Origin of the sequence: Olivibacter sp. CPCC 100613, assembly GCF_036959255.1 — a bacterium.
Classification (GTDB): domain Bacteria; phylum Bacteroidota; class Bacteroidia; order Sphingobacteriales; family Sphingobacteriaceae; genus Olivibacter.
This window is the reverse complement of sequence record NZ_JAWMTI010000004.1, coordinates 21,226-47,406: the sequence shown is the minus strand read 5'-3', so window position 1 is coordinate 47,406 and position 26,181 is coordinate 21,226. Positions and strand designations below refer to the sequence as shown.

The window sequence follows — 26,181 nt, the reverse complement described above, 5'->3', positions numbered from 1 at the left end:
AAGTAAAAAGTAAAAGGCGATGATGAATGTTGATACTTTGATGGAGGGTGGTGCAGTTTATAACATTAAACATAGGACATATCATTTTTCAAAGGCAGTTGTTCTTTTTGTAAAGGATCAAAAATATCCTGCTGTGTTTTCATCGCTTTTTGATCAATTAATACGGAGCACTACTTCAATTGGAGCTAACTTGGTGGAGGGAATTGCCGGTTCTTCAAAGAACGACTTCATTAAGTTCTATACAATTTCGCTAAAATCAGCAAACGAGACAAAATATTTGCTTTGCCTAATAAGGGATACGGTAATAGAAAATAAACAAGAAGAGATTAACAAATTGATAAATGAGGCCGATGAGCTATCAAAAATTATTGCCTCCATTATCGTTAAAACAAAAGACAACAAGATAAAAGATTAGAATATAGCGCACCATGCTTTTTTTAATTTTTACTTTTTAATTTTTAATTTCCAATGGAAAAACAAGAATATACAATCACGGTTTATGCAGAGAACACCATCGGCATGATCAGCAGAATTGCCATCATATTCTCTCGTCGTAAAATAAATATTGAGAGTCTGAACACCTCTCCTTCGGAAGCGCACGGTATTCATCGTTTTACCATTGTGATTACGGAGTCAGAAGAGGTAGTCCGTAAATTATGCAGACAAATTGAAAAACAAGTTGAAGTACTCAAAGCCTATTATAACACCAATGATGAGGTTATATGGCAAGAACAAGCTTTATACAAAGTTCCAACCAGCATCGTAACGGAAAAAGCTCCTATTGAGCGCTTATTACGTGAATATGGTGCTCATGCAGTCGTCATTCGAAACGATTACACCGTTTTTGAAACCGCAGGGCACCGCGAGGAAATAGATAAGCTTACCGAAGCTTTGGCTGAGTATAACTTAATTGAATTTGTGAGAAGTGCGCGCATTGCCATTATCAAGGACAGTGAAGGATTCCACAAAAAATTAAAGCAATTTGAGCTAGCAGAACCGGCCGAAGAGGTAGTCGAGAATGAATATCTTGATAAGCAGGACAAAGTCTTTACGATGTAAACATGGACGGTGTATTTAAATTTATTATAGACGCACGCAAGGCGTTTATCGAATTGATAGATGGATTATCGATAGAGGATGTCAATCGGATTCCCGAAGGATTTAATAATAATATCATTTGGAACTTTGGCCACATCGTGGTAAGTACACAAACACTAAGCTATGTTCGTACGGGTATTTGGCCGGACAAGCAGCAGGTGAAATTCGTGCATGCTTACGAAAAAGGCTCCAGACCATCCTACTTCGTAGATGCAGCTGAAATCGATGAATTAAAAGAATTGAGCATCACTACTATTTTAAAAATTGAGGAAGACTATAAAAAGGGGCTTTTCGATAAAATACAATCTTATCAGACTGCTACTTATGGAGCACTACTACAAGACATTGAAGCGGTATTGATCACCTCAATCGGCCATGACAGCCTACATTTTGGTTATGCGCAGGCTCAACAAAGAATAATAAGAAAATAACAATCAACGCAATAAAAGAAAAATTAGCAGATAAACGAAAATGGCAAATTATTTTAACACCCTACCACTTAGAGAGAAATTAAATCAGTTAGGCGTCGCCGAATTTATGGCTATCAGTGAATTTACAGATGGCGTGAGCGCACTAAAAGGTAAAAAAATCGTCATCGTGGGTTGCGGTGCTCAAGGCTTAAATCAAGGACTCAATTTAAGAGATAGCGGACTTGACGTTTCATACGCACTCCGTAAGGAAGCAATTGAACAAAAGAGAGATTCATGGAAAAATGCAACCGATAACAACTTTAAGGTAGGCACTTATGAAGAACTTATTCCAACAGCTGATCTTGTAAGTAATTTAACCCCTGATAAACAACACTCTTCGGTTATTGACGCCGTAATGCCTTTAATGAAAGAAGGTGCTACGCTATCTTATTCGCATGGCTTCAATATTGTAGAAGAAGGAAAACAGATCCGTAAGGACCTTACCGTTGTCATGATTGCACCAAAATGCCCCGGTTCTGAAGTAAGGGCTGAGTATTTACGTGGTTTTGGCGTACCGACCCTTATTGCGGTTCACCCTGAAAATGATCCTCAAGGCAAGGGCTTAGCGGAAGCGAAAGCTTATTGCGTTGGAACAGGTGGTCATAAAGCCGGCGTATTGCGTTCGTCATTCGTAGCGGAAGTAAAATCAGATTTAATGGGGGAACAAACCATTTTATGTGGACTTTTGCAAACAGGTTCCATCCTATCATTTGATAAAATGATCGAAAAAGGAATTGAACCGGGATATGCGTCTAAACTTGTTCAGTACGGGGTGGAAGTGATCACGGAAGCATTAAAGCAAGGTGGTATTACAGCGATGATGGACAGATTGAGCAATGTCGCTAAAATCAAAGCATTTGAAGTTTCTGAAGAGTTAAAAACCATTATGCGCCCGCTGTTTCAAAAACATCAAGATGATATCATGAGTGGTGAGTTCAGCCGTGTCATGATGGAAGATTGGGCGAATGGCGATAAGAATCTATTGGCTTGGCGTGCTGCTACGGGTGAAACTGCCTTTGAAAAAACACCTGCAGGAGACATCAAAATCGGAGAACAAGAATATTTTGATCATGCGGTATTTATGGTTTCTTATATTAAAGCCGGCGTTGAATTAGCATTCGAAACGATGGTAGAAGCTGGCATTAAACCGGAATCAGCTTATTACGAATCGTTGCATGAAACACCCTTAATTGCGAATACCATTGCGCGTAAAAAATTATTCGAAATGAATCGCGTAATTTCAGACACGGCTGAATACGGCTGTTATTTATTTGATCATGCGTGCAAACCATTGTTGGCTGATTTCATGAAAACTGTTGATACCGATATCATTGGAAAGAACTTCAATGAAGGGAAAGATGGCGCAGTTGATAATCAAGAATTAATTGCCGTTAATGATGCTATCCGCAACCATCCTGTAGAAAAAGTAGGGGCGGTATTACGGAGGGCAATGACGGCAATGAAAGCCATCAAAACCGCATAAAAAAGCGTGGTGTCTAAAATAAATTTACTTTTTAGACACCACCCTCCCCTGTTATTCAGTAAATCATTACCCGCTCTTATGGGTAACTTAATAACCGGAAAAGGAACGATTGTATATAAAAAGCAATTTATATAAGTTTGTATTACAAAACAACCACACGATATTAAAAAGGCATTCCAGCCCATTCGGCTATGATTAATCCCGTCGTTCATATTACCCATTTAAGTCTCCAATATGCACAGGATGTTATATTGGATCAACTAAGTTGGCAGATCCTTCCAGGAGAGCATTGGCTCATTGGTGGAAAAAGCGGTTCGGGAAAAAGTTCATTGGGAAAAGCGATTGCCGGACTTGAAAAGACAAGCGGCGATGTCCAATTCTTTTTCGATCCATCATCTCCTCTCCCCGCTCGCGTGCTGTATGTATCTAACTGGTATCAGTTTACCAACCTAGAAGGCGATCGTAATTTCTATTATCAACAACGTTATAATAAACAACAGCGGAACGATACCTTGACGGTTTATGCTGAATTAGTGCATTATGCCAAAGCGGAAAAGTTAGCGTTCGAAGACGTGGAGAGATATTTAGGTCTGTTTGATTTTATTGATTTTAAAAACACGCAGCTTATTGAGTTGTCCAGTGGTGAGCATAAAAAATTACAATTGATAAAAGCACTTTGGCTCAAACCGCAATTGCTGATTATCGACGAACCGTATACGGGTCTGGATAAAGCTTCGCGTGAGAAGCTAAACCAGTTTTTGGAAGAACTTGTTGTGGCAGGTGTGCAGCTGGTGCTTATCACGAATGATGAAAATATCCCCGCTTGTATCAACCGATTTGCAGAAATCGAACATGGACAACTAAAAAATCTACCGTCCGTTCAACACTTGAAGAGAGAGCTCGTACGTCAACAAAAACCCTTGCCCTACTTTCTTCGGGAAGAAGCAAAGGAGACTGCTGATGTGTTGGTTCACATGGAGAACATCCGGGTGCGTTATGGAGAAAAAGAAGTATTAAAAGACATTAGTTGGACCGTACGCAAAGGTGAAAAATGGCTCTTACAGGGTCACAACGGCTCTGGAAAATCGACTTTGCTTAGCCTAATAAATGGCGATCATCCGCAAGCCTATGCAAATAAGATTCATCTTTTTGGTAGTAAGCGAGGAAGTGGAGAAAGTATCTGGGATATCAAAGCGCATTTAGGCATTGTTTCTCCGGAACTGCATTGGTATTTTGATAAAACAGCCAAAGTTTGGCAGGCAATTGCCTCCGGACTTTATGATAGTATCGGCTTATTCCGGCAATTGAGTTACGAACAGCAACAAAGAGTGAATCAACTCATGGATTTTTTCGAGCTCACGCTGTATAAAGACAGGCTACTAACATCACTTCCTCTAGGCAAGCAACGCTTGGTATTATTGGCCAGAACGATGATCAAAAATCCATCGCTGCTGATATTGGATGAACCCTGTCAAGGATTAGATCATGCACAGACTGAACATTTTAATGCCGTTGTCGATGAACTTTGTAGCTTTGGAAAAACATTGATTTATGTTGGTCATTATGAAGCCTTATTACCGAGTTGTTTGGAAAATAAAATTGTGCTAGAGAAAGGCGAAGTAAAAACAATACAAAAGATGGCCGCATATGCTTAATAAATAGGCACTGAATAGGATCGTTGTCCATTCGAAGCTATTGCATCATAAAGAATAGAAATAACAAAAACACCAATATGTTACACAATCCTAATCACTTATACATATTCGACACCACGCTTCGTGATGGAGAGCAGGTTCCGGGCTCGCAACTGACTACGCCTGAAAAAATCATTATTGGAGAAGCACTTCAATCGTTGGGCGTAGATATTATCGAAGCGGGCTTTCCTATATCTAGTCCGGGAGATTTCCAAAGTGTGGTAGAATTATCAAAAGCCGTTCGTGAGCCCATTATTTGCGCCTTAACGCGTGCAAATAAAGGAGATATCGACTGTGCTGCAGAGGCTTTAAAATACGCAAAACGTCCTCGCATCCATACGGGTATCGGCTCTTCGGATATGCACATCAAGTATAAATTCAACAGCACCCGCGAGGCAATTCTTGAACGTGCTGCAGAAGCGGTAAAATATGCCAAACAATTTGTGGAGGATGTAGAATTTTATGCAGAAGATGCCGGTCGGGCAGACAACGAGTATTTAGCCCAAATGATCGAAGCAGTAATTGCCGCCGGCGCAACGGTTGTCAATATTCCGGATACCAATGGTTATTGCTTACCCGAGCAATACGGTGCGAAGATTCGTTTCCTCAAAGAGCATGTTAAAAACATCGATCAGGCAATCATCTCTGTTCATTGCCATAATGATTTAGGACTGGCTACCGCTAACAGTCTTTCCGGAATTCAAAATGGCGCTAGACAGGTAGAATGTACCATAAATGGTATTGGTGAACGTGCGGGCAATACTTCTTTAGAGGAAGTAGTTATGGCGCTGAAAACGCATTACCAAACCCTTCAGTTCCAAACAAATATTAACACGAAACAACTATATCCGCTTAGCGCAATGGTCAGCCGGATGATGCGCATGCCTGTGCAGCCCAATAAAGCAATTGTAGGACGCAATGCTTTTGCACACAGTTCAGGTATCCATCAAGACGGTGTATTGAAACATCGTGAAAATTACGAAATTATTAACCCGGAGGACGTTGGTATAGATCAATCGGAAATTATTCTTACTGCTCGCAGTGGCCGACATGCCCTTAAGCATCATTTGGAACGCCTGGGCTATGCCATTGAGCGGGTTGATTTAGATCAGACTTACCAACGTTTTCTTGTATTGGCCGACGAAAAGAAAGAGATTAAAGACGACGACTTGATACGCTTAATGGGTGATGAAGCAGAAACCAATTTTAAAAACGGTGTAACGATCAGTTCTTTACATGTAATCACCGGTGATCAAAGCGATCCGCAAGCGATCATTAAACTAAACTACAAAGGTACCGAGCAGGAGGCGACAGCATCTGGAAACGGACCCGTCAGCGCAACCATTAAAGCGATTGAAAGCATTATTGGAAGCCATAATGAAATCAAGGAATTCAATATTCACTCTATTCACGGAGGAAGTGACGATGTAAGTAAAGTGGATATGCGTGTCATCCATGAAGATCAATCATACATGGGGTACGGATTCAGCACCGATATCGTGCGGGCTTCCGCTAACGCTTACCTGGATGCATTAAATAAATTCGTATAAAGAATTGCAAAGAAAAATTAAAATCTAACTAAATAAAAATGAGCAAGACGTTATTTGATAAAGTATGGGACTCACATGTTGTACGAAAGATAGAAGGAGGTCCCGACGTGTTATTTATCGACCGTCATTTAATCCATGAGGTTACCAGTCCGGTAGCCTTTCTAGGTTTAAAAACCCGTGGTATCAATGTGTTATATCCAGCGCGCACATTCGCGACCGCTGATCATAACACACCAACGATTAATCAGCATCTTCCGGTGGCTGATCCGCTTTCAGCTAATCAGTTAAAAGCATTGGAAGAAAATGCGAATGCCTACGGTATCAAGCATTGGGGCCTTGGTCACCAAAAAAATGGTATCGTACACGTTATCGGACCGGAAAACGGCATTACCCAACCGGGCGCAACCATTGTATGTGGTGATTCACATACCTCTACGCACGGAGCCTTTGGAGCAATTGCTTTTGGTATCGGAACGTCAGAGGTGGAAATGGTATTGGCTTCGCAATGTATTATGCAACCGAAACCTAAAAAGATGCGCATTAATGTAACCGGTTCGTTAAGTAAAGGGGTTACACCCAAGGATGTCGCTCTCTTCATTATCGCTCAATTAACTACATCAGGTGCAACTGGTTATTTCGTTGAATACGCTGGGGAAGTTTTTGAGAAGATGAGTATGGAAGGCCGCATGACGGTATGTAATTTGAGTATTGAGATGGGTGCGAGAGGGGGCATGATTGCACCTGACGAAACCACTTTCAATTACATTAAGGATCGGGAATTTACACCGAAAGGAGACGCTTGGGATAAAGCAATGGCCTATTGGAAAACCCTGAAAACAGACAGCGATGCCGTGTTTGATAAAGAGTTTACTTTTGATGGAGGCAGCATTGAACCGATGATTACGTATGGAACAAATCCTGGTATGGGAATCGGTATATCAAATCATATTCCCGATGCATCCGAAGTGGAAGGTGGTGTAGCCACTTATGAAAAATCATTGGGCTATATGGGCTTCCATGAAGGCGAATCGATGATTGGAAAAAAAGTGGATTATGTCTTTGTAGGTAGCTGTACCAATGGACGTATCGAAGATTTCAGGGCGTTTACGTCTTTAATTAAAGGAAAGAAAAAAGCAGAAAACGTCACTGTATGGCTTGTCCCTGGTTCACATATCGTGGAAGAGCAAATTAAAAAAGAAGGTCTATTGGATATCTTGACAGCAGCGGGATTCACCTTGCGACAACCGGGTTGCTCCGCTTGTCTAGCGATGAATGACGACAAGGTTCCGGCGGGTAAATATGCGGTCAGTACTTCGAATAGAAATTTCGAGGGCCGCCAAGGACCTGGCGCGCGTACCATGCTGGCTAGTCCACTCGTCGCTGCTGCAGCGGCTGTTACCGGTGTTGTTACTGATCCAAGAACTTTAATTTAATCTCAATGGCTTACGATAAATTCAATATATTAACAAGTACAGCGGTTCCTCTTCCTATCGAAAATGTGGATACCGATCAAATTATTCCGGCGCGCTTTCTTAAAGCAACTAAGCGAGAAGGTTTCGGCGATAATTTATTCCGTGATTGGCGTTATAATGCTGATAATACGCCCAAAAGTGATTTTGTCTTGAACAATGCTATTTATGGGGGTAAAATTTTGGTAGGTGGAAAAAACTTCGGCTCCGGGTCTTCACGTGAGCACGCTGCCTGGGCTGTTTACGATTATGGCTTCCGCTGTGTAGTTTCCAGCTTCTTTGCTGATATTTTCAAAAATAACTGCCTCAATATTGGCGTGCTGCCCGTTCAGGTAAGTCCTGAATTTTTGGAAAAGATTTTTAGTGCTGTTTTTGCAGATCCAAACACAGAATTGGAAGTGAACCTTCCCGCACAAACCATCACCTTGTTGGCGACAGGTGAGCAAGAGCAATTCGATATCAGTCCCTATAAAAAGGATAATCTGTCAAATGGATTTGATGATATTGATTACCTGCAGAACATAAAGGGTGAAATTCAGGACTTCGCTGCAACACTGCCTTTTTAGAGGGATCAGTTGTGAGTTGCCCGTTGTGAGCTGGGTTCGTGCGACTGAATTGCAGGCAGGCTTTTTACTTTTTAATTTTTAATTTTTACTTAGACATAAATGAAAAGGAAAATAGAAATCATGGACACCACGTTGCGTGATGGAGAACAAACATCAGGCGTGTCCTTTTCTATTTCGGAGAAATTAACAATTGCGCAGCTGCTTTTGGAAGAACTCTTGGTAGATCGGGTTGAAATTGCATCCGCTCGTGTGTCGGAGGGTGAGTTCGAAGCAGTGAAAGCGATAACGTCTTGGGCTCAAAACAATGGCTATCTACATGCGATTGAGATATTAACCTTTGTGGATAATGGTATTTCCATTGATTGGATGTTGAAAGCTGGCGTTAAGGTACAAAATTTACTGACAAAAGGGTCCTTAAATCACCTCACGCATCAATTAAAAAAAACACCTGAACAACATTTTTCTGAAATCGAAGCGATCATTGCACAAGCAAAGAAGGGGGACATTGAAACCAATGTGTACCTTGAGGATTGGAGCAATGGGATGAAGAATTCACCCGACTATGTTCATCAATACCTCGCGTTTCTAACGAAACAACCGATCAAGAGAATACTTTTACCGGATACATTGGGGGTGTTGACACCGGCGGAAACGTTTCAGTATATTACAGAACTTCGAAGCATGTATCCCGACCAACATTTCGACTTTCATGCACATAACGATTATGATCTAGGAACAGCCAATGTATTGGAGGCGGTAAAAGCGGGTGCGAATGGTTTGCATTTAACCGTGAACGGTATGGGAGAGAGGGCCGGTAATGCCCCGATGGCCAGTGTGATCGCCGTGATGAATGATTTTCTTCCTGAGGTGGAGATAAGGGTGAAAGAAGCGGCTATTTATAAAGTAAGTAAGCTGGTCGAGACCTTTTCCGGTATCCGAATTCCCGCAAACAAACCGATTGTTGGTGAAAATGTATTTACACAGACGGCAGGTATTCACGCAGATGGCGATAATAAAAATAACCTATATTTTAACGACCTACTGCCCGAACGCTTTGGCCGAAAACGTAAATACGCGCTGGGAAAAACTTCCGGGAAGGCAAACATTGAAAAGAACCTGCAAGAACTCGGGCTAAAACTCAATCAGGAGGATCTGAAAAAGGTGACGCAACGGGTTATTGAATTAGGGGACAAAAAAGAAACCGTAACCAAGGAAGATCTACCTTATATCATTTCAGATGTACTGGATAGTAATTTATATGAAGAAAAAGTTAGGGTGGAATCTTATGTGTTAACCCATGCGAAAGGACTCCGTCCATCTGCCACAATTTCTGTGTATATCGATGGAAAGCTCATCGAAGAACATGCGCAAGGTGACGGGCAATTTGATGCATTTATGAAGGCGTTGACAAAGGTTTATCAAAAGAAAAACCTTACACTACCCAAATTAGTTGATTACAATGTTCGGATCGCTCCAGGAAGCAGTTCAGATGCCTTATGCGAAACGGTGATTACATGGGAGTTGGGAAATCGTACTTTCTCCACGCGTGGTTTAGATTCTGATCAAACGGTTTGCGCGATCAAAGCAACGCAAAAAATGCTAAATATCAGTTGATATGGTTGTTGGCTGCTCGTTATCGGTTATTTGACTGAAAGCTTTTTTTAAATTTTTAATATCGATAGCTTGTTTGTTTTTTAAGGCTTCAATGAGCTCACTCGAATACCTGGGTTCGGTTTTTACTTTTGACTTTTTAATTAGTTAAGGCATCAATGGGCCCTTCGGGGTTTTGACTTTTTAATTTTTAATTTTTACTTAATACTATGAATTTAAATATCGCTCTTTTAGCAGGAGATGGAATCGGTCCGGAAGTAATAGACCAAGCAGTAAAAGTTGTCAACGCAGTTGCAAAGAAATTTAGCCATGATATTAATTGGACGACAGCCTTAACCGGGGCGGCGGCTATTGATGCTGTTGGCGAACCTTACCCGGATGAAACACATGCGGTCTGTATGGCTGCAGATGCTGTTTTATTTGGCGCTATCGGACATCCACGTTTTGATAATGACCCTAAGGCAACGGTACGTCCGGAACAGGGATTACTCAAAATGCGGAAAAAGTTAGGTTTATTTGCCAATGTTCGTCCTACCTTCACCTTCCCTTCTTTAATTGATAATTCTCCTCTAAAGAGAGAACGTATTGAAGGTACTGATTTGGTAATCCTCCGTGAACTGACAGGCGGAATTTACTTTGGCGAAAGGGGGCGCAAAGATAATGGCGATACCGCTTTTGACACCTGTACTTATACGAGAGAAGAGATTAAGCGCCTTGCTAAATTGGGTTTTGAAATGGCGATGGGCAGGAGAAAAAAACTCTGCTGTGTAGACAAGGCTAATGTATTGGAGAGCTCGCGCTTATGGAGAGAAACGGTGCAAGATATGGAAAAAGACTTCCCTGAAGTAGAAGTGAGTTACGAATTCGTGGATGCTGTTGCGATGCGTCTTGTACAATGGCCCAGCTCCTATGATGTCATCATTACCGAAAACTTATTCGGTGATATTTTGACGGATGAGGCTTCGGTTATTTCCGGTTCCATGGGGTTAATGCCTTCTTCGTCCATCGGTGTTCATACCTCCCTTTTTGAACCTATTCATGGTTCTTACCCACAAGCGGCAGGAAAAGATATTGCAAATCCTCTTGCTACGGTACTATCTGCTGCCATGATGTTTGAAGATGCCTTTAATCTAAAAGAGGAAGCAGCGGCCATTAGAACCGTTGTTAACAAGTCTTTAGCCGAAGGAGTTGTAACGGAGGATTTGGCAGGAAAAAACAATAAGGCTTATAAAACAAGTGAGGTTGGCGACTGGCTAGCCGCTAACGTTTAAGCGTTTGTGCACAGAAGATACCGGAGCTTGTTTATCATTTTGGCTTCTCTGGTATCTTTTTTATTTATACGGATGACACATGGATTTAGCATTAAACTATAAAGCGGCAAGCGAGCGCCTAAGTGAGGTGGTGAACCGCACTCCTTTGACGTATCATCCCCGACTCTCGGACAAATATGCCTGCGAGGTTTACCTGAAACGAGAGGATTTGCAACTGGTAAGATCCTATAAGCTTCGAGGTGCCTATAATATGGTTAGTTCGCTAAGCGCCGACCAGCTACAACGGGGTGTTGTTTGCGCGAGCGCAGGGAATCACGCACAGGGTTTTGCCTATTCTTGTAATAAATTAGGTGTAAAGGGTGTCGTTTTTATGCCTGAAATTACCCCTAAACAGAAGATAAGTCAAACCACGATGTTTGGAAATGGACAAATAGAAATTGTTCTTATCGGTGACACCTTCGACGATTGTCTAAAAGAAGCCCTGGCCTATACTGCTGCCCATGACATGACTTTTGTCCCGCCTTTCGATGATTATCGTATCATTGAAGGACAAGGCACCGTGGGTGTCGAAATTTTTGAAGACCTGCCTGATACCGATATCGTCATGGTACCGATCGGCGGCGGTGGACTCGCCGCAGGCGTTGGCAACTACTTAAAAGGTAAAAATTCTGCTATCAAAATTTTAGGAGTAGAACCCGCGGGTGCCCCCTCGATGACAGAAGCCTTAAAAGCCGGTCAACCAGTAACACTTAGCGACATCAATCGCTTTGTAGATGGCGCAGCAGTTAAACGGATTGGCGAGCAGACCTTTCCTTGCTGTAAAAAAGTATTGGAAAAGGTGATACTGGTTCCCGAAGGGAAAGTCTGTACAAGCATTTTGAGACTTTATAATGAAGATGCCATTGTTGTTGAGCCGGCAGGAGCGTTATCCGTAGCGGCACTCGACTTTTGTAAAGAAGATATCAAAGGCAAAAAGGTAGTTTGCATTATTAGTGGGGGAAACAACGATATCGACCGTATGGCGGAAATCAAAGAGTTGTCGCTCTTATATGAAGGTCTTAAACATTACTTCATCGTTCGTTTTCCTCAACGCCCCGGAGCACTGAAGTTATTCGTCAATGAAGTTTTAGGCCCACATGATGATATTACCCGCTTCGAATTTATAAAGAAAACCGAAAGAGAAAGAGGACCTGCGCTCGTAGGTATTGAGCTCCAAAAAGCAGAAGACTACGAAGCCTTGCTGCAACGTATGCGTCAACATCGATTCGATTTCAAAGAAGTTAATACCGATCAGACACTGTTTGAGTATTTGATATAAGGTTAACTAATTAGCCGATTAGCCAATTATCGCCATTGGCTAATTAGCTAATTGAATAGTGAATGCTACTCCCCCATAGCATACTTTATGCCTCCCAAGAGATGCTTTCTGAAATCTACCGCATCATAACTCTCTTTCGTATGGCCCAATCCAGTGTAAAACGCGCGACCACCATCAAATTCATGATACCAAGCGATGGGATGGTTATCGCCATTCTTCCCACCTTCGTAGCTCGTTTCATCCAATTTCATTAACACGTTCGTTTCCGGATTTATGTCTTTATAGTTATACCACTCATCCCATCTCCGCCACGTATCGGCTAGATGCTTAGTCGCAGGGTGATTTTTATCCAATACGAGTATGGTTGCTTCCTGTTGTTTAGGATGACTCAGGAACCACGCTCCCACTAATTTATTATACCAAGGCCACTCGTACTCCGTATCAGCTGCGGCATGAACGCCCACAAATCCACCTCCTTGCTGGATATAATGCTCAAAGGCCTTTTGTTGCGCATCGTTCAGGATATCACCTGTTGTACTTAAAAAAACAATAGCTTTATATTTTTTTAAATTATCTTCGGTAAAAACGGACGCGTCTTCCGTATGTTCTACGGAAAAACCGTTCTCTTTACCGAGTTCTTCAATTGTTTTGGTTCCCTTTTCAATGGAATCATGCCTGAATCCCGCCGTTTTTGAAAACACCAAGATAAGTGGACTCGCCTGTGGTTGACCAAGGTGTCTTTCCGGCTTGCAAAAGGAAAAACAAATACCCGCAACCCAAATGAGGGCGAAGATAAATGCATAACGTTTTAGTTTCATAAGTTTTATAAAGTTATTAATCAGTTAATAAAAACATCCCTTGAAGACAGAGCATCCCGAGGGATCTCACGAGTCTTCTCGGGAGCCAAGCTTTTGACTTTTTAATTCAATAATGAACGATAATAATCCAAGCTTTCAAAAATCTGCTCACCTGGTAAATAGATATCAAAATCACAGTTACCAATCTCCTTTAGCAGCGCAAAACCTATTCGATCACCTGTATTCTTCTTGTCATTCAGCATGTAGTTATATAAAGACTCGTAAATGCCCTCACCAAATGAATAATCAGGGAACACTTTCCTAATGTAATCTGTAATCTCGTTTAGCGACACTAGTGGCAATCCGTTATGACGATGAGAAAGATAAGCTTCGCAAATCATCCCCACAGCAATTGCTTCACCATGGAGTAAAGGAAACGAATCGTTCGCCAGGGAATAACTTTCTATCGCATGTCCAATCGTATGACCAAAATTTAGAATTTTACGAAGTCCTTTTTCCGTCGGATCCTTCGTAACGACATCGTTTTTGATGGCGACCGAGCGAAAAACATAATCGTCATCCATCTGCCTCAATGCCACCGACTGAATTTCCGCAAAATAGCTTTGATCATATATCAATCCATGCTTTACCATTTCTGCAAAGCCTGAAACTAGTTGCCGATCATCTAACGTCATCAAAAAGGCACTGTTAATCAATACAGCTTTAGGCTGGGTAAATGTACCAATGATGTTTTTCACACCATCCATATCGATCCCCGTCTTCCCCCCTACCGAAGCGTCTACTTGTGATAACAGCGTCGTTGGAATCTGAACAAAATCGATTCCACGTTTAAAAGTAGAAGCAGCAAAACCGCCGATATCCGTTATTACACCACCTCCCAGATTGATTAATAAACTTTTCCTATCGGCACCAAAGTCCAATAACATTTTCCATATACCAATGCAAAAATCAATATTTTTATTCTCCTCACCTGGATCAATTTCTATTAAATCATAATCGGTTAAATCAGGCATCGACTCTGTAAACAGCGGCAGACAGTGCACGCTGGTGTTACGGTCCGTAAGGATAAAAATTTTGGTATAACTATTATTCTTTAAAAATTCACGCAGTGCACCAAATTGTCTTTCAAAATATACAGAATAGGTATTACTTTTTATTTCTTTGATCATTTTTTAGTCTTCAGGGTAGTGTTAGATGTCAGCAGTGCTATCCTCATAGCTAACAGCTAACGACGAACAGCTAATCTACCACTATTTTATATTGTAAAAACTCAATTACATCACCCTTTCTAACTTTATAGCGTTTCCGAAACTCGGCAACCCCATTACAGGTGACAAGCCCCTCGCTCACCACCGCCTGAGCCTCTCCTCCGTTTTCCACTACATTAACCGCTTTTAACAATTGAATCAGGTGGATGTATTCACTATCAAGTTTGAAATTTATCATAAACCAAACCTACATAAAATTCTTACATGAACGCAAACTAAAATAACATTTTCTGCTATTAAGCCATCGATTTTTTATCTAAGTTTGCTCCATGATTTCACCCTCAAAAGAACCACAATTTATTGCCGGAAGTAGTCTTACTTTCGACAATACTGAAATCGCTTTTCGCAGTAAAAGCAATGCTGAATTAAACAGAGCCTATTGGCTCTTCAAAATCATTTCCAGTAATTTTCTGACGAAGATAGGCCCACCCGTAACAAATTTTGCCCTGAATATTGGGCTTCCAATTGCCGGCCTTATCAAAAAAACGATATTTGAACATTTCTGTGGTGGCGAAACCATAGCAGGCTGTGAAAAAACGATTCAACAGCTTGCCTCCCAGCACGTAGGCACGATTCTCGATTATTCGGTAGAAGGGGAAGAAAGCGAACAAGCGTTCGACCATGTTCTGGCCGAGACGATCCGCACGATTGAACGGGCCCAAAAAGATGGAAACATCCCTTTCTCGGTTTTCAAAGTAACCGGCCTAGGTCGCTTCGACTTGCTCGCAAAAGTCGATGCCGGAGAAACCCTGACCGAAACGGAGCTTGCCGAATTTGATCGTATAAAAAATCGAGTAGAAAAAATATGTGAACGCGCATATCAAGCGGATATTGCTGTCTTAATTGATGCCGAGCATTCATGGGTGCAAGATACGATCGACGACTTGGCAAGGGATATGATGCGTAAGTACAATACAAAAAGAGCAATCGTCCACAATACTTATCAGCTTTATCGGCACGATATCTTGGCTGCGTTAAAGGCAGATGTTTACCTCGCACAAACCGATAATTTTTATGTTGGGGCTAAGTTAGTACGGGGTGCCTATATGGAAATTGAACGGGAAAGGGCTGAAAAAATGGGTTATCCTTCTCCAATACAACCGAATAAAGAGGCTGCCGACAATGACTATAATGAGGCAATCCATTTTTGCCTGGACAATCTTGATAAAATCGGATTTATGGCAGGCACGCATAACGAAGCCAGTAGTTACTTGCTGGCCAAAGAGCTGGATAGAAGAGGAATAGCAAGAAACGACCAACGGATTTATTTTGCACAGTTACTCGGTATGAGCGATAACCTGAGTTTCAACCTGTCTGCCGCCGGTTACAATGTGGCAAAATACATGCCTTATGGACCGGTAAAGGCAGTTATGCCTTATCTCTTTAGACGCGCACAAGAAAACACGTCCGTTGCCGGGCAAACTGGTCGTGAACTGAGTCTTATTATGAAAGAAAAAAAACGTAGAAAAAATTAGCCGATGATCATTTATCGGCTAATCAATGAATTTAAATAAGATTCTTTCGTTTCAGTAACTCTTCTAAAGTGTCCGGGGCTGTCAATAAGGCGGTTTGTATCCCTAATCTTTCAGCGGTAACCAAGTGCTGAGGGCTATCGTCAATAAACAATGTTCGTTCAGGTATCAACTGATGTGTTTGCAGCACATAGTCAAAAATGTCGGCATTGGGTTTGCGCATTCCTAATAAATGAGAATAATAGTCTTTTATAAAGAAGCCCTTATTATCTTCCAAAGCATGTTCTTTTTTAAGGTAATCCATAATGTATCGATAGTGAATTTCATTGTTATTACTGAGTAAAAAAGTATTGTATCGGCTTTTTACTTGTAACAATAATTCATGTCGTCCGGGCGGTACACCGATCAGTAAAGAATTCCAAGCATCATTAATTTGCTCATCTGTTAAGTGGGATTTACCGGTAATGTCTCGTATCCCATCTCGGAATTGTGCAGCCGTAATTTTCCCCATATCAAAATCATCAAACAAAGCGTTCTGTTCAGTATGCGCAAATATTTTCGCTACGTCTTTAATGCCCAAATCAGTAAAAGCTTTGTGTGCTCGAGCGAAGTCGATCATAAAGATCACATTGCCATAATCGAAGATAATATTTTCAATATTTTGCATAATTAATTTTAAAATGTGCCTACAAATATGTAAAATTGCACTCGCAAATCAGCAATGGTTGCCGCTCCTATAGCTCAGTTGGTTAGAGTAGAAGACTCATAATCTTTTGGTCCCTGGTTCGAGCCCAGGTGGGAGCACCTCACTGGGCAAAATGCTTTTAAGAGCTTTTTGCCCTTTTTTATTCCTTTGTAACTCCTTGTTAATCAGGTATATACAATTAAACACAGGACTTACGTTGGCGGTTCGAGCTTTTAAATTTTCAAACGTAAACTTTTCTGGAAACATCGAACCAATTATCTTTCTTTTTCCGTAATTGTCTGATTTAAAGAAAATTGCATCCAGCCTAGTTAAAACGTAAATTGCTTTGTCGATTATAGGCTCTAACTCCTTCTTGCTGTACTTATTTCTTGAAAGTTTTACCAATTCTGATTCATACAGCATTATATTGCTTTCACAATCGCCCTTTATTTCCTTATAATCCTTGCTATCAATATCACCGTTAAGAAGCAGTTCTCTAGCCTTGTTTAACCTTTCTTTAAAAGTGGCAATGCTCTTAAGATATTCATTTTTACTCGTTCGATACTCCCCAGTGTCATTGGAATAGGCATCCACTATTACGTATTTAAAGAGTTCTGCCATATTTTCATTTAATGTGTATTCTGTAAGAACCTGTAAGAACTCGTTGTTCACTTCAACTGCTTTGTGTCTACATCCACATATTGAAGAACAATGATAATAATAATAATAAGCATTTCTTCCTTTGGAAGCACTACCACAAAGCGTTCTTGTGCACTTTGAACAATTTAAATAGCCCCTTAATGGCAACTGACTAGGCGAAAGTATTTTGGTATTTATCACTCTATGTTTTCCGTTCAATATCGCCTGAACTTTATAAAACAGATGGGAAGAGATTAAAGGCTCGTGTTGCCCATTAACCAACTGTTCTTCTTCATCTTTAAATTTAGGTACTGGTATTTTACCGTAATAAACCGGATTTCTTATCAATAGAAAGAAATTATTCTTTCTACATTTAAGCCCCATTTTGTAAGCTTTATTGAACACCTGCTCAGTTGAATATTTCGCTTTGGCAATTTCTTCAAATGCCCATCGCATGATAGGTGCCTGTAGTTCGTCAATTGCAATATACTTTTTACCGCATTCCGAAATCCTATTGACATAACCAACTGGCGCTTTCGCTGGCCACCTCCCCTCTTTCCTTGCTCTTCTCATCCCGTAAAACACATTCAGTCCTCTTCTGTCATTCTCTATTTCCGGGGCTGTGAGATAGATCGCCAACATCATCTTATTTTCAGGAACAGTCATATCCAACGGTTGTTCAATTGCCTGCGGTTCAACTCCCAGCCCTCTTAATATATTAATCATTTGATATGCATCTGGGGCATTTCTGCTGAACCTATCCCATTTAGTAAACAGTACAAAATCCGATTTACGTTTATTTTTTTTCAGGAAACCTATTAATTTTTCCCATTCAGGCCTATTAAATGTTTTGGCCGAATGATCCTCATAAACTATCTTTCTTACTGTTATTTCGTTAGCTTGACAATATTTTTGCAGCCTTTCTTCTTGGTCACGTTGGGAATAACCTTTATCGGCTTGTTCGTCTGTGCTAACTCGGATATAAAGATCTGCTATTTTCATTTTTTAAAGTTCTGATTTACAATCAATTTAGCCAAAAAATACATAACATCCAAAATTTCTTCCACTTTTTTTTCGTCCAGAAGTACACCGTTTTTTGCTAAAATTGCTGCTGCCTTTTTTGAGTTGATTGAACGCTTGGTCTCTTGCTGTCTCTCCATTGTATTATCATTTTAAACACAATGATGTTTAAAAAAGAATACTCCGTTTGACAACTGAAAAGGTAGTACCCAAAAAAGTCTTTAAGTTTATTGAAGATGTTTTCTCAGCCAAAAACAAGAAAAGCCCCCGCTTTCGCAAGAGCTTCATTTTTGCTGGTCGGGGTGGCAGAACGACCACCTTACACTATAAACACCTGTATTTAAACCCCTTAATATCTATTCTTTTTAAGGGAGCACGAAATAGGGAACGTTTCAAATTACATCAAAATAAAACAACCTATCCTAAAGCTCGATTTTTTTCTTCGTACTTTAATGGTACACTAATATACTAAATTTTGTCTATCCATGAGATTTTTTATGTTAAATGTATCTATTTCCCCTAGTCCGTAGGGGAAAGATATCGAATCGCTTTTTAGAATATTTGAGCCGAATTGCCTACTAAAATGATCTTTACGTGCGATAGTATAATCACGATGTAGCATATAAGAAGATTGCACAAACTGTTATTGCGCCAAAACCTTTGTAGCATCACTATTTGTGAAAGTTATCTGCATCCCTGCATGAAAAGAGATGTCCTAGGAACTCTCAGAATGACTTAGCTGATCATCATCTCCATGGCTATGTTTCTGTTCAGAATTGAACACATCTGAATGGTGATGTGACGCCATTCCGTGTCCCAGTAGAACTAACTGGGCCATGAACAAAAAATATATCGTCACCCTTTTACGGAGAATTGTTGCAGGAAAGAGCCTTTTCTTCCCCGTCGCGAAGTAGGGCAATTGGTCGGTTTGTTGCTAAGTCTACGAGCATACTGCCGTAATGCTCCCGTTTCCTGATGACCCAGTCATCTATGCCCAAAGCTGCCACTTCATCGCTTTTGGAAAGTTCTGCCTGTTCTATCATACGTAATAAGGTTGTATCACTTACTGGTGAAGGAAATTCACCACATATCCTTTCGGTAGATTTTCCACCGGCTTCGATCGCTATGTTCAGTAGTCTGTTCTGTAATCTCTCCGTTTTTCTCTGATATGACCGGAAATGGTTGTTGAACCTTCTAGTAAATACCTTTAATGTACATTCGTTGGTGAGGCAATTAAAACTTACGGGCCCAGAGAAATATTCTCGAGGATCTCCCGAACGAGGGTAGATCATAAACTTTCTGGTGTAATTACTATCTATTCTGGAAGATATCAGAAAACAATTTGGACAGGCACTTCCTTTTTATGTACTCTGCATGTAAATATTAAGCCTATCGATCTGATTATCTACAGAAATGACCCGGAACCTGTCACCGGAATTGAAGATTATTTTGGCGGCATTCATTAGTATTATGACGAATCCAAACACTTGATCTCATAGCTTTACCACCAAAAGTGAGGAAGAACCAAACTTACACTTGGAGATGGGATTATTATCTGAAGAACAATATTTGTTTTCTTATTATATTACTTTATCTTTGCAGGGCATTTTACTAAATAAAATGAAGATTCTAACGCGGATTTGTCTTGTTTACATGCTCATTTGGATATTGGTCCCCAAGGACACAATACTTTTTGCCGCGTCTTTTAGCCTTCATTATCAACATCATTTGGAGCGTCATGGCGACATCTCTGCCTTAAATTTTTTCATCGAACATTTGAATGGTGAAGAAAGCCACGGCGCAGCCCATGGGGAGGAGCACCATAGCTTCCCATGTGATCATTCTCATTCGTCACAATGTGCTGCAAATACACACATTAAGATACTTACCAACCATTTGCGCTTGGTAATATATGCTGCTGATATCGAATTGCAGGCCATTCCTTTTCAGGTAGGTCAACCTCGTTCTGCCGCATCCGGCATATGGCAACCCCCACAACTTGCTACACGATCATCATTGAGAGGATAGTGTAGATGCTTGTCTATACATAACTGCACTATCCATGTTTTTTTCTTGGATTCAAGTGTAGCATTATGTTAAATCGTATTATATTTTTTAGTATAAAGAATAAACTGGTAATTGGTGTGTTCACCATTGCCATCGTTGTATGGGGTATCTGGTCAGCTAGTAAGCTGCCTATAGATGCCCTGCCTGATATTACCAATAATCAGGTGCAGATTATTACGGCCTCGCCAAGTCTGGCGGCGCCAGAAGTCGAACGGCTCGTTACTTTTCCCATTGAACTTGCGGTAGCTACCGTTCCTGAGCTTGTCGAAATCCGGAGTATCAGTAGGTTCGGCCTTTCGGTCATCACAGTGGTTTTTGAAGAGAATACCGATATTTACTGGGCCAGGCAACAGGTTTCTGAACGTTTACAGGAAGCTGTACGTCAGATCCCTCCTGGTGTGGGTGAACCAACCATGGGACCGATCAGTACCGGTCTGGGTGAGATCTATCAGTATATCATTCACCCCAAACCAGGGGCTGAAAACAATTATACACCCGCCGATCTGCGTACCATGCAGGATTGGATCGTGGCGCGGCAGCTCTATGGCACACCGGGTGTGGCCGAGGTAAATGGCTTTGGTGGTATACTGAAGCAATATGAAGTTGCCGTTCGGCCCGATCGCTTGCAGTCATACAATATCACGATCAGTGATATTATGAAAGCGCTTGAGCAGAACAACGAAAATACAGGCGGAGCCTATATTGATAAGAAGCCGAATGCCTATTATATTCGTTCGCTGGGACTGGCTACGAGCTTGGAAGATGTGGGCAATATTGTTGTTCGCAAAGATGCTCAAGGAGTGCCTATTCTTATTAAAGACGTAGCAACCCCACAATTTGGAGGTGCTGTCCGTTATGGAGCGCTAACCTATAACGGAGAACGGGAAGCAGTGGGTGGTGTCGTGATGATGCTCAAGGGGTCCAATAGTGCGGAAGTTGTCAAGTCTGTGAAAGAAAAGATGGCCACGATCCAAAAAGCGCTGCCAGAAGATGTTATCATCGAAGCGTACCTAGACCGTACAGACCTTATTGGACGTGCAATCAACACCGTTAAGACCAATCTGATCGAAGGGGCACTGATTGTTATTTTTGTACTGGTGCTATTCCTGGGAAATTTAAGAGCCGGACTGATCGTGGCCTCGGCCATTCCACTCTCCATGCTCTTCGCACTGTCTTTAATGCGCGTTTTCGGTGTAAGCGCGAACCTGATGAGCCTTGGCGCGATTGACTTTGGCCTGATTGTCGACGGGGCAGTTATTGTCGTTGAAGCGACAATGCATCATTTGGGTCTCAGACGGTCGGTACTTCGCCTGTCTCAGGATGAAATGGATCTGGAAGTTTACGAATCTGCCGCCAAAATCCGGAACAGTGCAGCCTTCGGGGAAATTATCATTATGATGGTCTATATTCCGATTCTCACACTTAGCGGCATTGAAGGCAAAATGTTTCGCCCGATGGCACAAACGGTGAGCTTTGCTATTCTCGGGGCACTGATCCTTTCCATGACCTATATACCCATGATGTGTGCGCTCTTTCTCTCAAAGAAGCCGAGTTTGAAAAAGACCTTTTCAGACCGCATGATGGAAAAGATACAACGTTTTTATATGCCTCTGCTGAAAAAGGCCTTACGCGCACGTTATTGGGTTCTTGGGGCTACCCTATTCATTTTTGCTTCCAGTGCTTATGTATTTTCAAAAATGGGTGCTGAATTTATTCCACAGTTGAAAGAAGGTGATTTTGCGTTTCAGTGTGTACTGCCGCAAGGGGCATCCCTTTCGCAGAGTATTGAAACATCGATGAGAGCCGCCAAGATTATCCGGAAATTTGATGAGGTTAAAATGGTCGTGGGAAAAACGGGTTCAGCAGAGGTACCTACCGATCCTATGCCACCCGAAGCCTCTGATATGATGGTTATCCTGAAAGATCCGGACGAATGGACGAGTGGTCGCAGCTATGAAGAGCTGGCGGCAGCGATGGAGGAAGCTCTTGAAGCACTTCCAGGGGTGTATATTGAGGTGAACCAACCCATACAGATGCGCTTTAATGAACTTATGACAGGCATTCGTCAGGATGTGGCCGTAAAAATATTCGGGGAAGACCTGGATTCGCTGGAAGCCTATTCAAAGCGGGTTGCTCAAATCGTAAGCGGCGTGAACGGGGCGTCCGGTGTCCTTCCGGAACCGACGGCTGGCTTGCCGCAGATTACTGTCGCCTATGACTATGCCCGGATTGCGCAGTATGGTGTTACGATCAAGGACCTGAACGCAGCACTGAGTACGGCCTTTGCAGGCACATCTGCCGGATTGATCTATGAAAATGAACGAAGATTTGATCTGGTGGTACGTTTGGATAGTGCGGCCAAACAGAACATAAACGATGTCCGGAACCTTTACGTGCCTATCTCCGGAGGAGGTCAGGTCGCCCTTTCCCAAGTAGCCGCCATCGAGTTCAAGGAAGGCCCGGCACAAATCAGTCGCGATGATGCCAAAAGGCGTATAGTGGTTGGATTTAACGTTTCGGGAAGGGATGTACAGAGTGTGGTAGATGATATCAAAAACCGTTTGGATAGTGAGCTTAAATTGCCTGATGGGTATTTTTATACTTTCGGTGGCCAGTTCGAGAACCTTCAGGAGGCGCGCTCCAGATTATTGATAGCAGTGCCGGTTGCCCTTGCATCCATTTTTGCGCTGCTCTTCTTTACCTTTGGTTCCGCGAAGGACGCCTTGCTGATTTTTACTGCAATTCCTATGTCTGCCATCGGAGGAATGCTCGCACTGGAATTACGCGGTATGCCTTTCAGTATTTCAGCAGGCGTAGGTTTCATCGCTCTCTTCGGGGTAGCCGTGCTGAACGGGATTGTACTGATCAGTACCTTTAACCAGCTCAAGAAATCTGGGCATAAAAATATACTCCGACGCATTTTGGAAGGAGCGGAGACACGTTTACGTCCCGTACTGATGACCGCAACGGTGGCCTCGCTCGGGTTTCTTCCTATGGCTATTTCGACCGGCTCGGGGGCAGAGGTACAGAAACCTTTAGCTACAGTCGTAATCGGAGGATTGGTATCCGCTACCTTTCTGACGCTGTTTGTTCTTCCTATACTTTATCTCTTATTCAATCGTTTCAAGCGATCGGGCCCTTCGCCCTCTATGAAACGACTGACGACAATACTTGCTATCATTGTATTGGGAATGGCGTACTCCTCGAAAACCTATGGTCAGACAACGGATAAGCCGCTCTCTACTGTGGATGAAGCCATTGCCATTGCATTGGAAAACAATCCCGGTCTAAAAGAGGCAGATATCAATGTCCTCAGCCAGCGGGCACTCGAGCGCACTGCCTTTAATCCGGCCAACATCAATATCACAGCGGATCAGTCACCACTCGAGGGAGCAAGCCCCGATAATAATCTAGGCATCTCGCAAAGCTTCAGTTTACCTGGAGTTTACAGTGCCAATAAACGGCTGTTAAAATCACAGACCGGAGTGGCCAGCAGGCAACTTGATCTCACCAGAAATGATCTGGTAAGGAACGTTCGGACAGCCTACGCCAATTTACAATATGCCATGGCTTTGGTAGGACACTGGGAACGGCAGGACAGTCTGCTGAATGAGTTTTTAAAGATTGCGGAGTTAAGGTATAAAACCGGTGAGACGGCAAAAACCGAGCTGCTGGCAGCTTCCAACCGTTACCGGCAGTTGCAATTAATGAGGCAGCAGGCGAAAGCTACCGAAACAGCGGCCGAACAGGAGCTCCGACGCCTGCTGAATACAAAGGGTGCTTCTAGAATAACCTCACAGCCCCGTTTCAGGCTGCCATTCATAAAAGTACCCGACTCCTCTTACCTGCAGGACAACCCACTCCTCGCCCTGGCTCAACAGCAGCGGGAAGTGGCCGAGGCTTCGATAAAAAAAGAACGGACGGGCTTCTTGCCGGAGGTAACCTTGGGTTATCAGCAACAGATGATCTTACAGAACTGGAACCCGGAAGCTATTAACAAAGGGTATGGGCAAAACACGCGGATAGCAGGTGTTTCCTTAGGGCTTGCCTTCCCCGTTTTTAATTTATCGGCCCAGAAAGCCCGGGTGAAGGCCGCCGTCTTAAACCGTACGGCCGCCGATTATGCTTATGAGAAAATTTTCAATGATATCCGGACCGTCTTTAGCCAGCAGTTCAGTTACTATCAGCAACTTTCTAATGCGATATCTTTTTACGAATCAGAAGGTATTCGGGAAGCGGATGAGCTGATCGCTTCTGCACAGCTGGGTTATCGTAAGGGCGAGCTTGATTATGTAGCGTACACTCAAAATGTGGAGCAGGGTTTTAATACACGGCTACAATATCTGGAGACCCTTAGGCGCCTCAATCAGGCAATTTCAGAAATCAACTACTATATAGGAAATTAAATAAAAAAGAAAATATGAAAATCGTTAGAATTTTCGGCTACTGTTTATTCTTTTTGCTAGCCGTAGCCTGTCAATCGAATCCATCCAGCTCTACGAAGCAGACTGAAGCAAAGGGAGAAGAAGGACATGCGGATGAAGAAAAAGAAGAGGGTGCACTGGAAATATTCCAGAGCCAATTTAAGGCCTTAGGCGCAGAACTCGGTAAGATCGAACAAAAAAACCTGTCCGGTGGCATACAGGCTGTTGGATTTATCCGGGTACATAACCAGCATAAAGCTGCCGTGACTTCTCTATTTGGTGGCCGGGTACAAAATATTCTTGTTGCACCCGGAGATATCGTAAAGAAGGGCCAGGTATTGATAAACCTGGTCAACCCACAGATTATCGCCATGCAGGAAGAGTATCTAACACTTATCAATGCCTTGGCATTGACGCAGCTCGATCTCGATCGGCAGCAGGAGCTGGTAGAAGGAAACGCGGGAGCTTTAAAAAACTTTCAGACAGTCCAAACCCAGTTCAAACAACAACAGGTAAAGATCTCTTCCCTGAAGCGGCAACTCAACTTGGCAGGCATTAATGCCGAGCGGCTAACTCCGCAAAGTATAAAAGAAGGTACATCTGTTACCGCCCCTGTGTCCGGTACAATATCCCATATTCAGACGGAACTTGGCGCTAATGCCGACGCCGGCGCTACCTTAGCTAATATTGTCAACAATGAGCAAGTAGACCTGGATTTATACATTTACGAGAAGGATCTTAATCGCGTAAAGATCGGCCAGGAAATTGAGTTTTCATTGTCCAATGATGCGGCAAAGAAAGGAAAAGCGATTGTGGACCGGGTTGGAAGTTCTTTTGAGGGGGAAAACAAGGCTATCGCCGTGCATGCGCGCATCATTGGAAAGCGAGAAGGTTTCTTCGATGGAATGGGTGTTACCGGTCTATTGGGAACAGGTGCCAATTTGGTAAAGGCCATACCTAATGCATCCATTGTAGATAAAGATGGCAGCAGTTATATTTTTACACTGGCCGATACCGCTAAAGTGGATCATGAAGGTACTCCTGAAATGCGCTACCGTTTTGAGCGGAAAAAGATCAAAAAAGGTATCAGCTCCATAGGCTTCACGGAAATAATCCCCATAGATCCCTTAAGCGGGAATGAGCAGCTTGCAACAAGCGGTGCGGTATTTCTGCAGGGAAAACTTGACGGTGGCAATGCGCATAGTCATTAATGACTAATGGATAATTTTAATATAACATATCTCACAACACCGATCAG

22 protein-coding genes and 1 tRNA gene are annotated in these 26,181 nt (G+C 42.3%); 16 read left to right on the top strand and 7 right to left on the bottom strand.

Annotated elements, in window-relative coordinates; translation table 11 throughout:
• The first annotated feature begins 19 nt into the window (after window positions 1–19).
• The 11 genes from RYH73_RS14485 to ilvA all read left to right on the top strand — a co-directional run bounded on the left by RYH73_RS14485 (window position 20) and on the right by ilvA (window position 12,530).
• Window positions 20–415 (top strand): four helix bundle protein, encoded by a 396-nt coding sequence (locus tag RYH73_RS14485; RefSeq protein WP_335314159.1) that lies wholly within the window; start codon window positions 20–22, stop codon window positions 413–415.
• Window positions 416–468: 53 nt separating this feature from the next.
• Window positions 469–1,059: an acetolactate synthase small subunit gene (gene ilvN, locus RYH73_RS14480; protein WP_335314158.1), complete on the top strand. Its 591-nt coding sequence runs from the start codon at window positions 469–471 to the stop codon at window positions 1,057–1,059.
• A gap of 2 nt (window positions 1,060–1,061) precedes the next feature.
• Window positions 1,062–1,529 carry a DinB family protein gene (locus tag RYH73_RS14475; protein ID WP_335314157.1) on the top strand — a complete coding sequence of 156 codons (468 nt, stop codon included), beginning with the start codon at window positions 1,062–1,064 and terminating at the stop codon, window positions 1,527–1,529.
• Window positions 1,530–1,569: 40 nt separating this feature from the next.
• The gene (gene ilvC / locus RYH73_RS14470) at window positions 1,570–3,051 is read left to right on the top strand and encodes a ketol-acid reductoisomerase (protein WP_335314156.1); all 1,482 of its coding nucleotides are present in this window, start codon (window positions 1,570–1,572) and stop codon (window positions 3,049–3,051) included.
• A gap of 191 nt (window positions 3,052–3,242) precedes the next feature.
• Window positions 3,243–4,706 (top strand): ATP-binding cassette domain-containing protein, encoded by a 1,464-nt coding sequence (locus tag RYH73_RS14465; RefSeq protein ID WP_335314155.1) that lies wholly within the window; start codon window positions 3,243–3,245, stop codon window positions 4,704–4,706.
• 77 nt (window positions 4,707–4,783) lie between these two features.
• Window positions 4,784–6,295, top strand: coding sequence for a 2-isopropylmalate synthase (locus tag RYH73_RS14460; protein ID WP_335314154.1), 1,512 nt, complete (start codon window positions 4,784–4,786; stop codon window positions 6,293–6,295).
• Window positions 6,296–6,333: 38 nt separating this feature from the next.
• Window positions 6,334–7,728 carry a 3-isopropylmalate dehydratase large subunit gene (gene leuC / locus RYH73_RS14455; protein WP_335314153.1) on the top strand — a complete coding sequence of 465 codons (1,395 nt, stop codon included), beginning with the start codon at window positions 6,334–6,336 and terminating at the stop codon, window positions 7,726–7,728.
• A gap of 5 nt (window positions 7,729–7,733) precedes the next feature.
• Complete coding sequence (gene leuD / locus RYH73_RS14450; protein WP_335314152.1) at window positions 7,734–8,330, top strand: 3-isopropylmalate dehydratase small subunit; 597 nt, start codon at window positions 7,734–7,736, stop codon at window positions 8,328–8,330.
• A 99-nt stretch (window positions 8,331–8,429) separates the two neighbouring features.
• The gene (locus RYH73_RS14445; protein ID WP_335314151.1) at window positions 8,430–9,944 is read left to right on the top strand and encodes an alpha-isopropylmalate synthase regulatory domain-containing protein; all 1,515 of its coding nucleotides are present in this window, start codon (window positions 8,430–8,432) and stop codon (window positions 9,942–9,944) included.
• 206 nt (window positions 9,945–10,150) lie between these two features.
• Window positions 10,151–11,212 (top strand): 3-isopropylmalate dehydrogenase, encoded by a 1,062-nt coding sequence (gene leuB, locus RYH73_RS14440; RefSeq protein WP_335314150.1) that lies wholly within the window; start codon window positions 10,151–10,153, stop codon window positions 11,210–11,212.
• Between the two features lie 79 nt (window positions 11,213–11,291).
• Window positions 11,292–12,530 (top strand): threonine ammonia-lyase IlvA, encoded by a 1,239-nt coding sequence (gene ilvA / locus RYH73_RS14435; RefSeq protein WP_335314149.1) that lies wholly within the window; start codon window positions 11,292–11,294, stop codon window positions 12,528–12,530.
• A 65-nt stretch (window positions 12,531–12,595) separates the two neighbouring features.
• Here the strand turns inward: ilvA and RYH73_RS14430 are convergent, their stop codons facing one another.
• The 3 genes from RYH73_RS14430 to RYH73_RS14420 form a co-directional block, all read right to left on the bottom strand.
• A complete protein-coding gene (locus RYH73_RS14430; RefSeq protein ID WP_335314148.1) occupies window positions 12,596–13,348 on the bottom strand; it encodes a ThuA domain-containing protein in 753 nt (250 codons plus the stop codon).
• Between the two features lie 101 nt (window positions 13,349–13,449).
• Window positions 13,450–14,514, bottom strand: coding sequence for a 3-dehydroquinate synthase (aroB, locus tag RYH73_RS14425; protein WP_442946104.1), 1,065 nt, complete (start codon window positions 14,512–14,514; stop codon window positions 13,450–13,452).
• A gap of 73 nt (window positions 14,515–14,587) precedes the next feature.
• Entirely contained in the window at window positions 14,588–14,794 is a 207-nt protein-coding gene (locus RYH73_RS14420) for an RNA-binding S4 domain-containing protein (RefSeq protein WP_335314146.1), read from the bottom strand.
• Window positions 14,795–14,885: 91 nt separating this feature from the next.
• On the opposite strand from RYH73_RS14420, the gene RYH73_RS14415 reads away from it, so the two are divergent.
• On the top strand, window positions 14,886–16,091 hold the full coding sequence (locus RYH73_RS14415) for a proline dehydrogenase family protein (RefSeq protein WP_335314145.1): 1,206 nt from the start codon (window positions 14,886–14,888) through the stop codon (window positions 16,089–16,091).
• A gap of 31 nt (window positions 16,092–16,122) precedes the next feature.
• On the opposite strand, the gene RYH73_RS14410 is transcribed toward RYH73_RS14415, so the two are convergent.
• The gene (locus tag RYH73_RS14410; protein ID WP_335314144.1) at window positions 16,123–16,755 is read right to left on the bottom strand and encodes an HAD family hydrolase; all 633 of its coding nucleotides are present in this window, start codon (window positions 16,753–16,755) and stop codon (window positions 16,123–16,125) included.
• 63 nt (window positions 16,756–16,818) lie between these two features.
• Between RYH73_RS14410 and RYH73_RS14405 the strand changes: the two genes are divergently transcribed.
• A tRNA-Ile gene (locus RYH73_RS14405) sits at window positions 16,819–16,892 on the top strand.
• On the opposite strand, the gene RYH73_RS14400 is transcribed toward RYH73_RS14405, so the two are convergent.
• The 3 genes from RYH73_RS14400 to RYH73_RS14390 all read right to left on the bottom strand — a co-directional run bounded on the left by RYH73_RS14400 (window position 16,852) and on the right by RYH73_RS14390 (window position 19,724).
• Complete coding sequence (locus RYH73_RS14400; RefSeq protein ID WP_335314516.1) at window positions 16,852–18,414, bottom strand: recombinase family protein; 1,563 nt, start codon at window positions 18,412–18,414, stop codon at window positions 16,852–16,854. The genes RYH73_RS14405 and RYH73_RS14400 overlap by 41 nt on opposite strands.
• The gene (locus RYH73_RS14395) at window positions 18,411–18,572 is read right to left on the bottom strand and encodes a hypothetical protein (RefSeq protein ID WP_335314143.1); all 162 of its coding nucleotides are present in this window, start codon (window positions 18,570–18,572) and stop codon (window positions 18,411–18,413) included. Before RYH73_RS14395 ends, RYH73_RS14400 begins: the two co-directional genes overlap by 4 nt.
• Window positions 18,573–19,295: 723 nt before the next feature.
• The gene (locus tag RYH73_RS14390) at window positions 19,296–19,724 is read right to left on the bottom strand and encodes a hypothetical protein (protein ID WP_335314142.1); all 429 of its coding nucleotides are present in this window, start codon (window positions 19,722–19,724) and stop codon (window positions 19,296–19,298) included.
• 328 nt (window positions 19,725–20,052) lie between these two features.
• Here RYH73_RS14390 and RYH73_RS14385 point away from each other — a divergent pair, with 328 nt between their 5' ends.
• From RYH73_RS14385 to RYH73_RS14375, 3 genes are all read left to right on the top strand, one after another.
• Window positions 20,053–20,460 (top strand): hypothetical protein, encoded by a 408-nt coding sequence (locus tag RYH73_RS14385; RefSeq protein WP_335314141.1) that lies wholly within the window; start codon window positions 20,053–20,055, stop codon window positions 20,458–20,460.
• Between the two features lie 65 nt (window positions 20,461–20,525).
• Complete coding sequence (locus tag RYH73_RS14380; protein WP_335314140.1) at window positions 20,526–24,905, top strand: CusA/CzcA family heavy metal efflux RND transporter; 4,380 nt, start codon at window positions 20,526–20,528, stop codon at window positions 24,903–24,905.
• Window positions 24,906–24,919: 14 nt separating this feature from the next.
• On the top strand, window positions 24,920–26,134 hold the full coding sequence (locus tag RYH73_RS14375; RefSeq protein ID WP_335314139.1) for an efflux RND transporter periplasmic adaptor subunit: 1,215 nt from the start codon (window positions 24,920–24,922) through the stop codon (window positions 26,132–26,134).
• The last annotated feature ends 47 nt before the right edge of the window (window positions 26,135–26,181 follow it).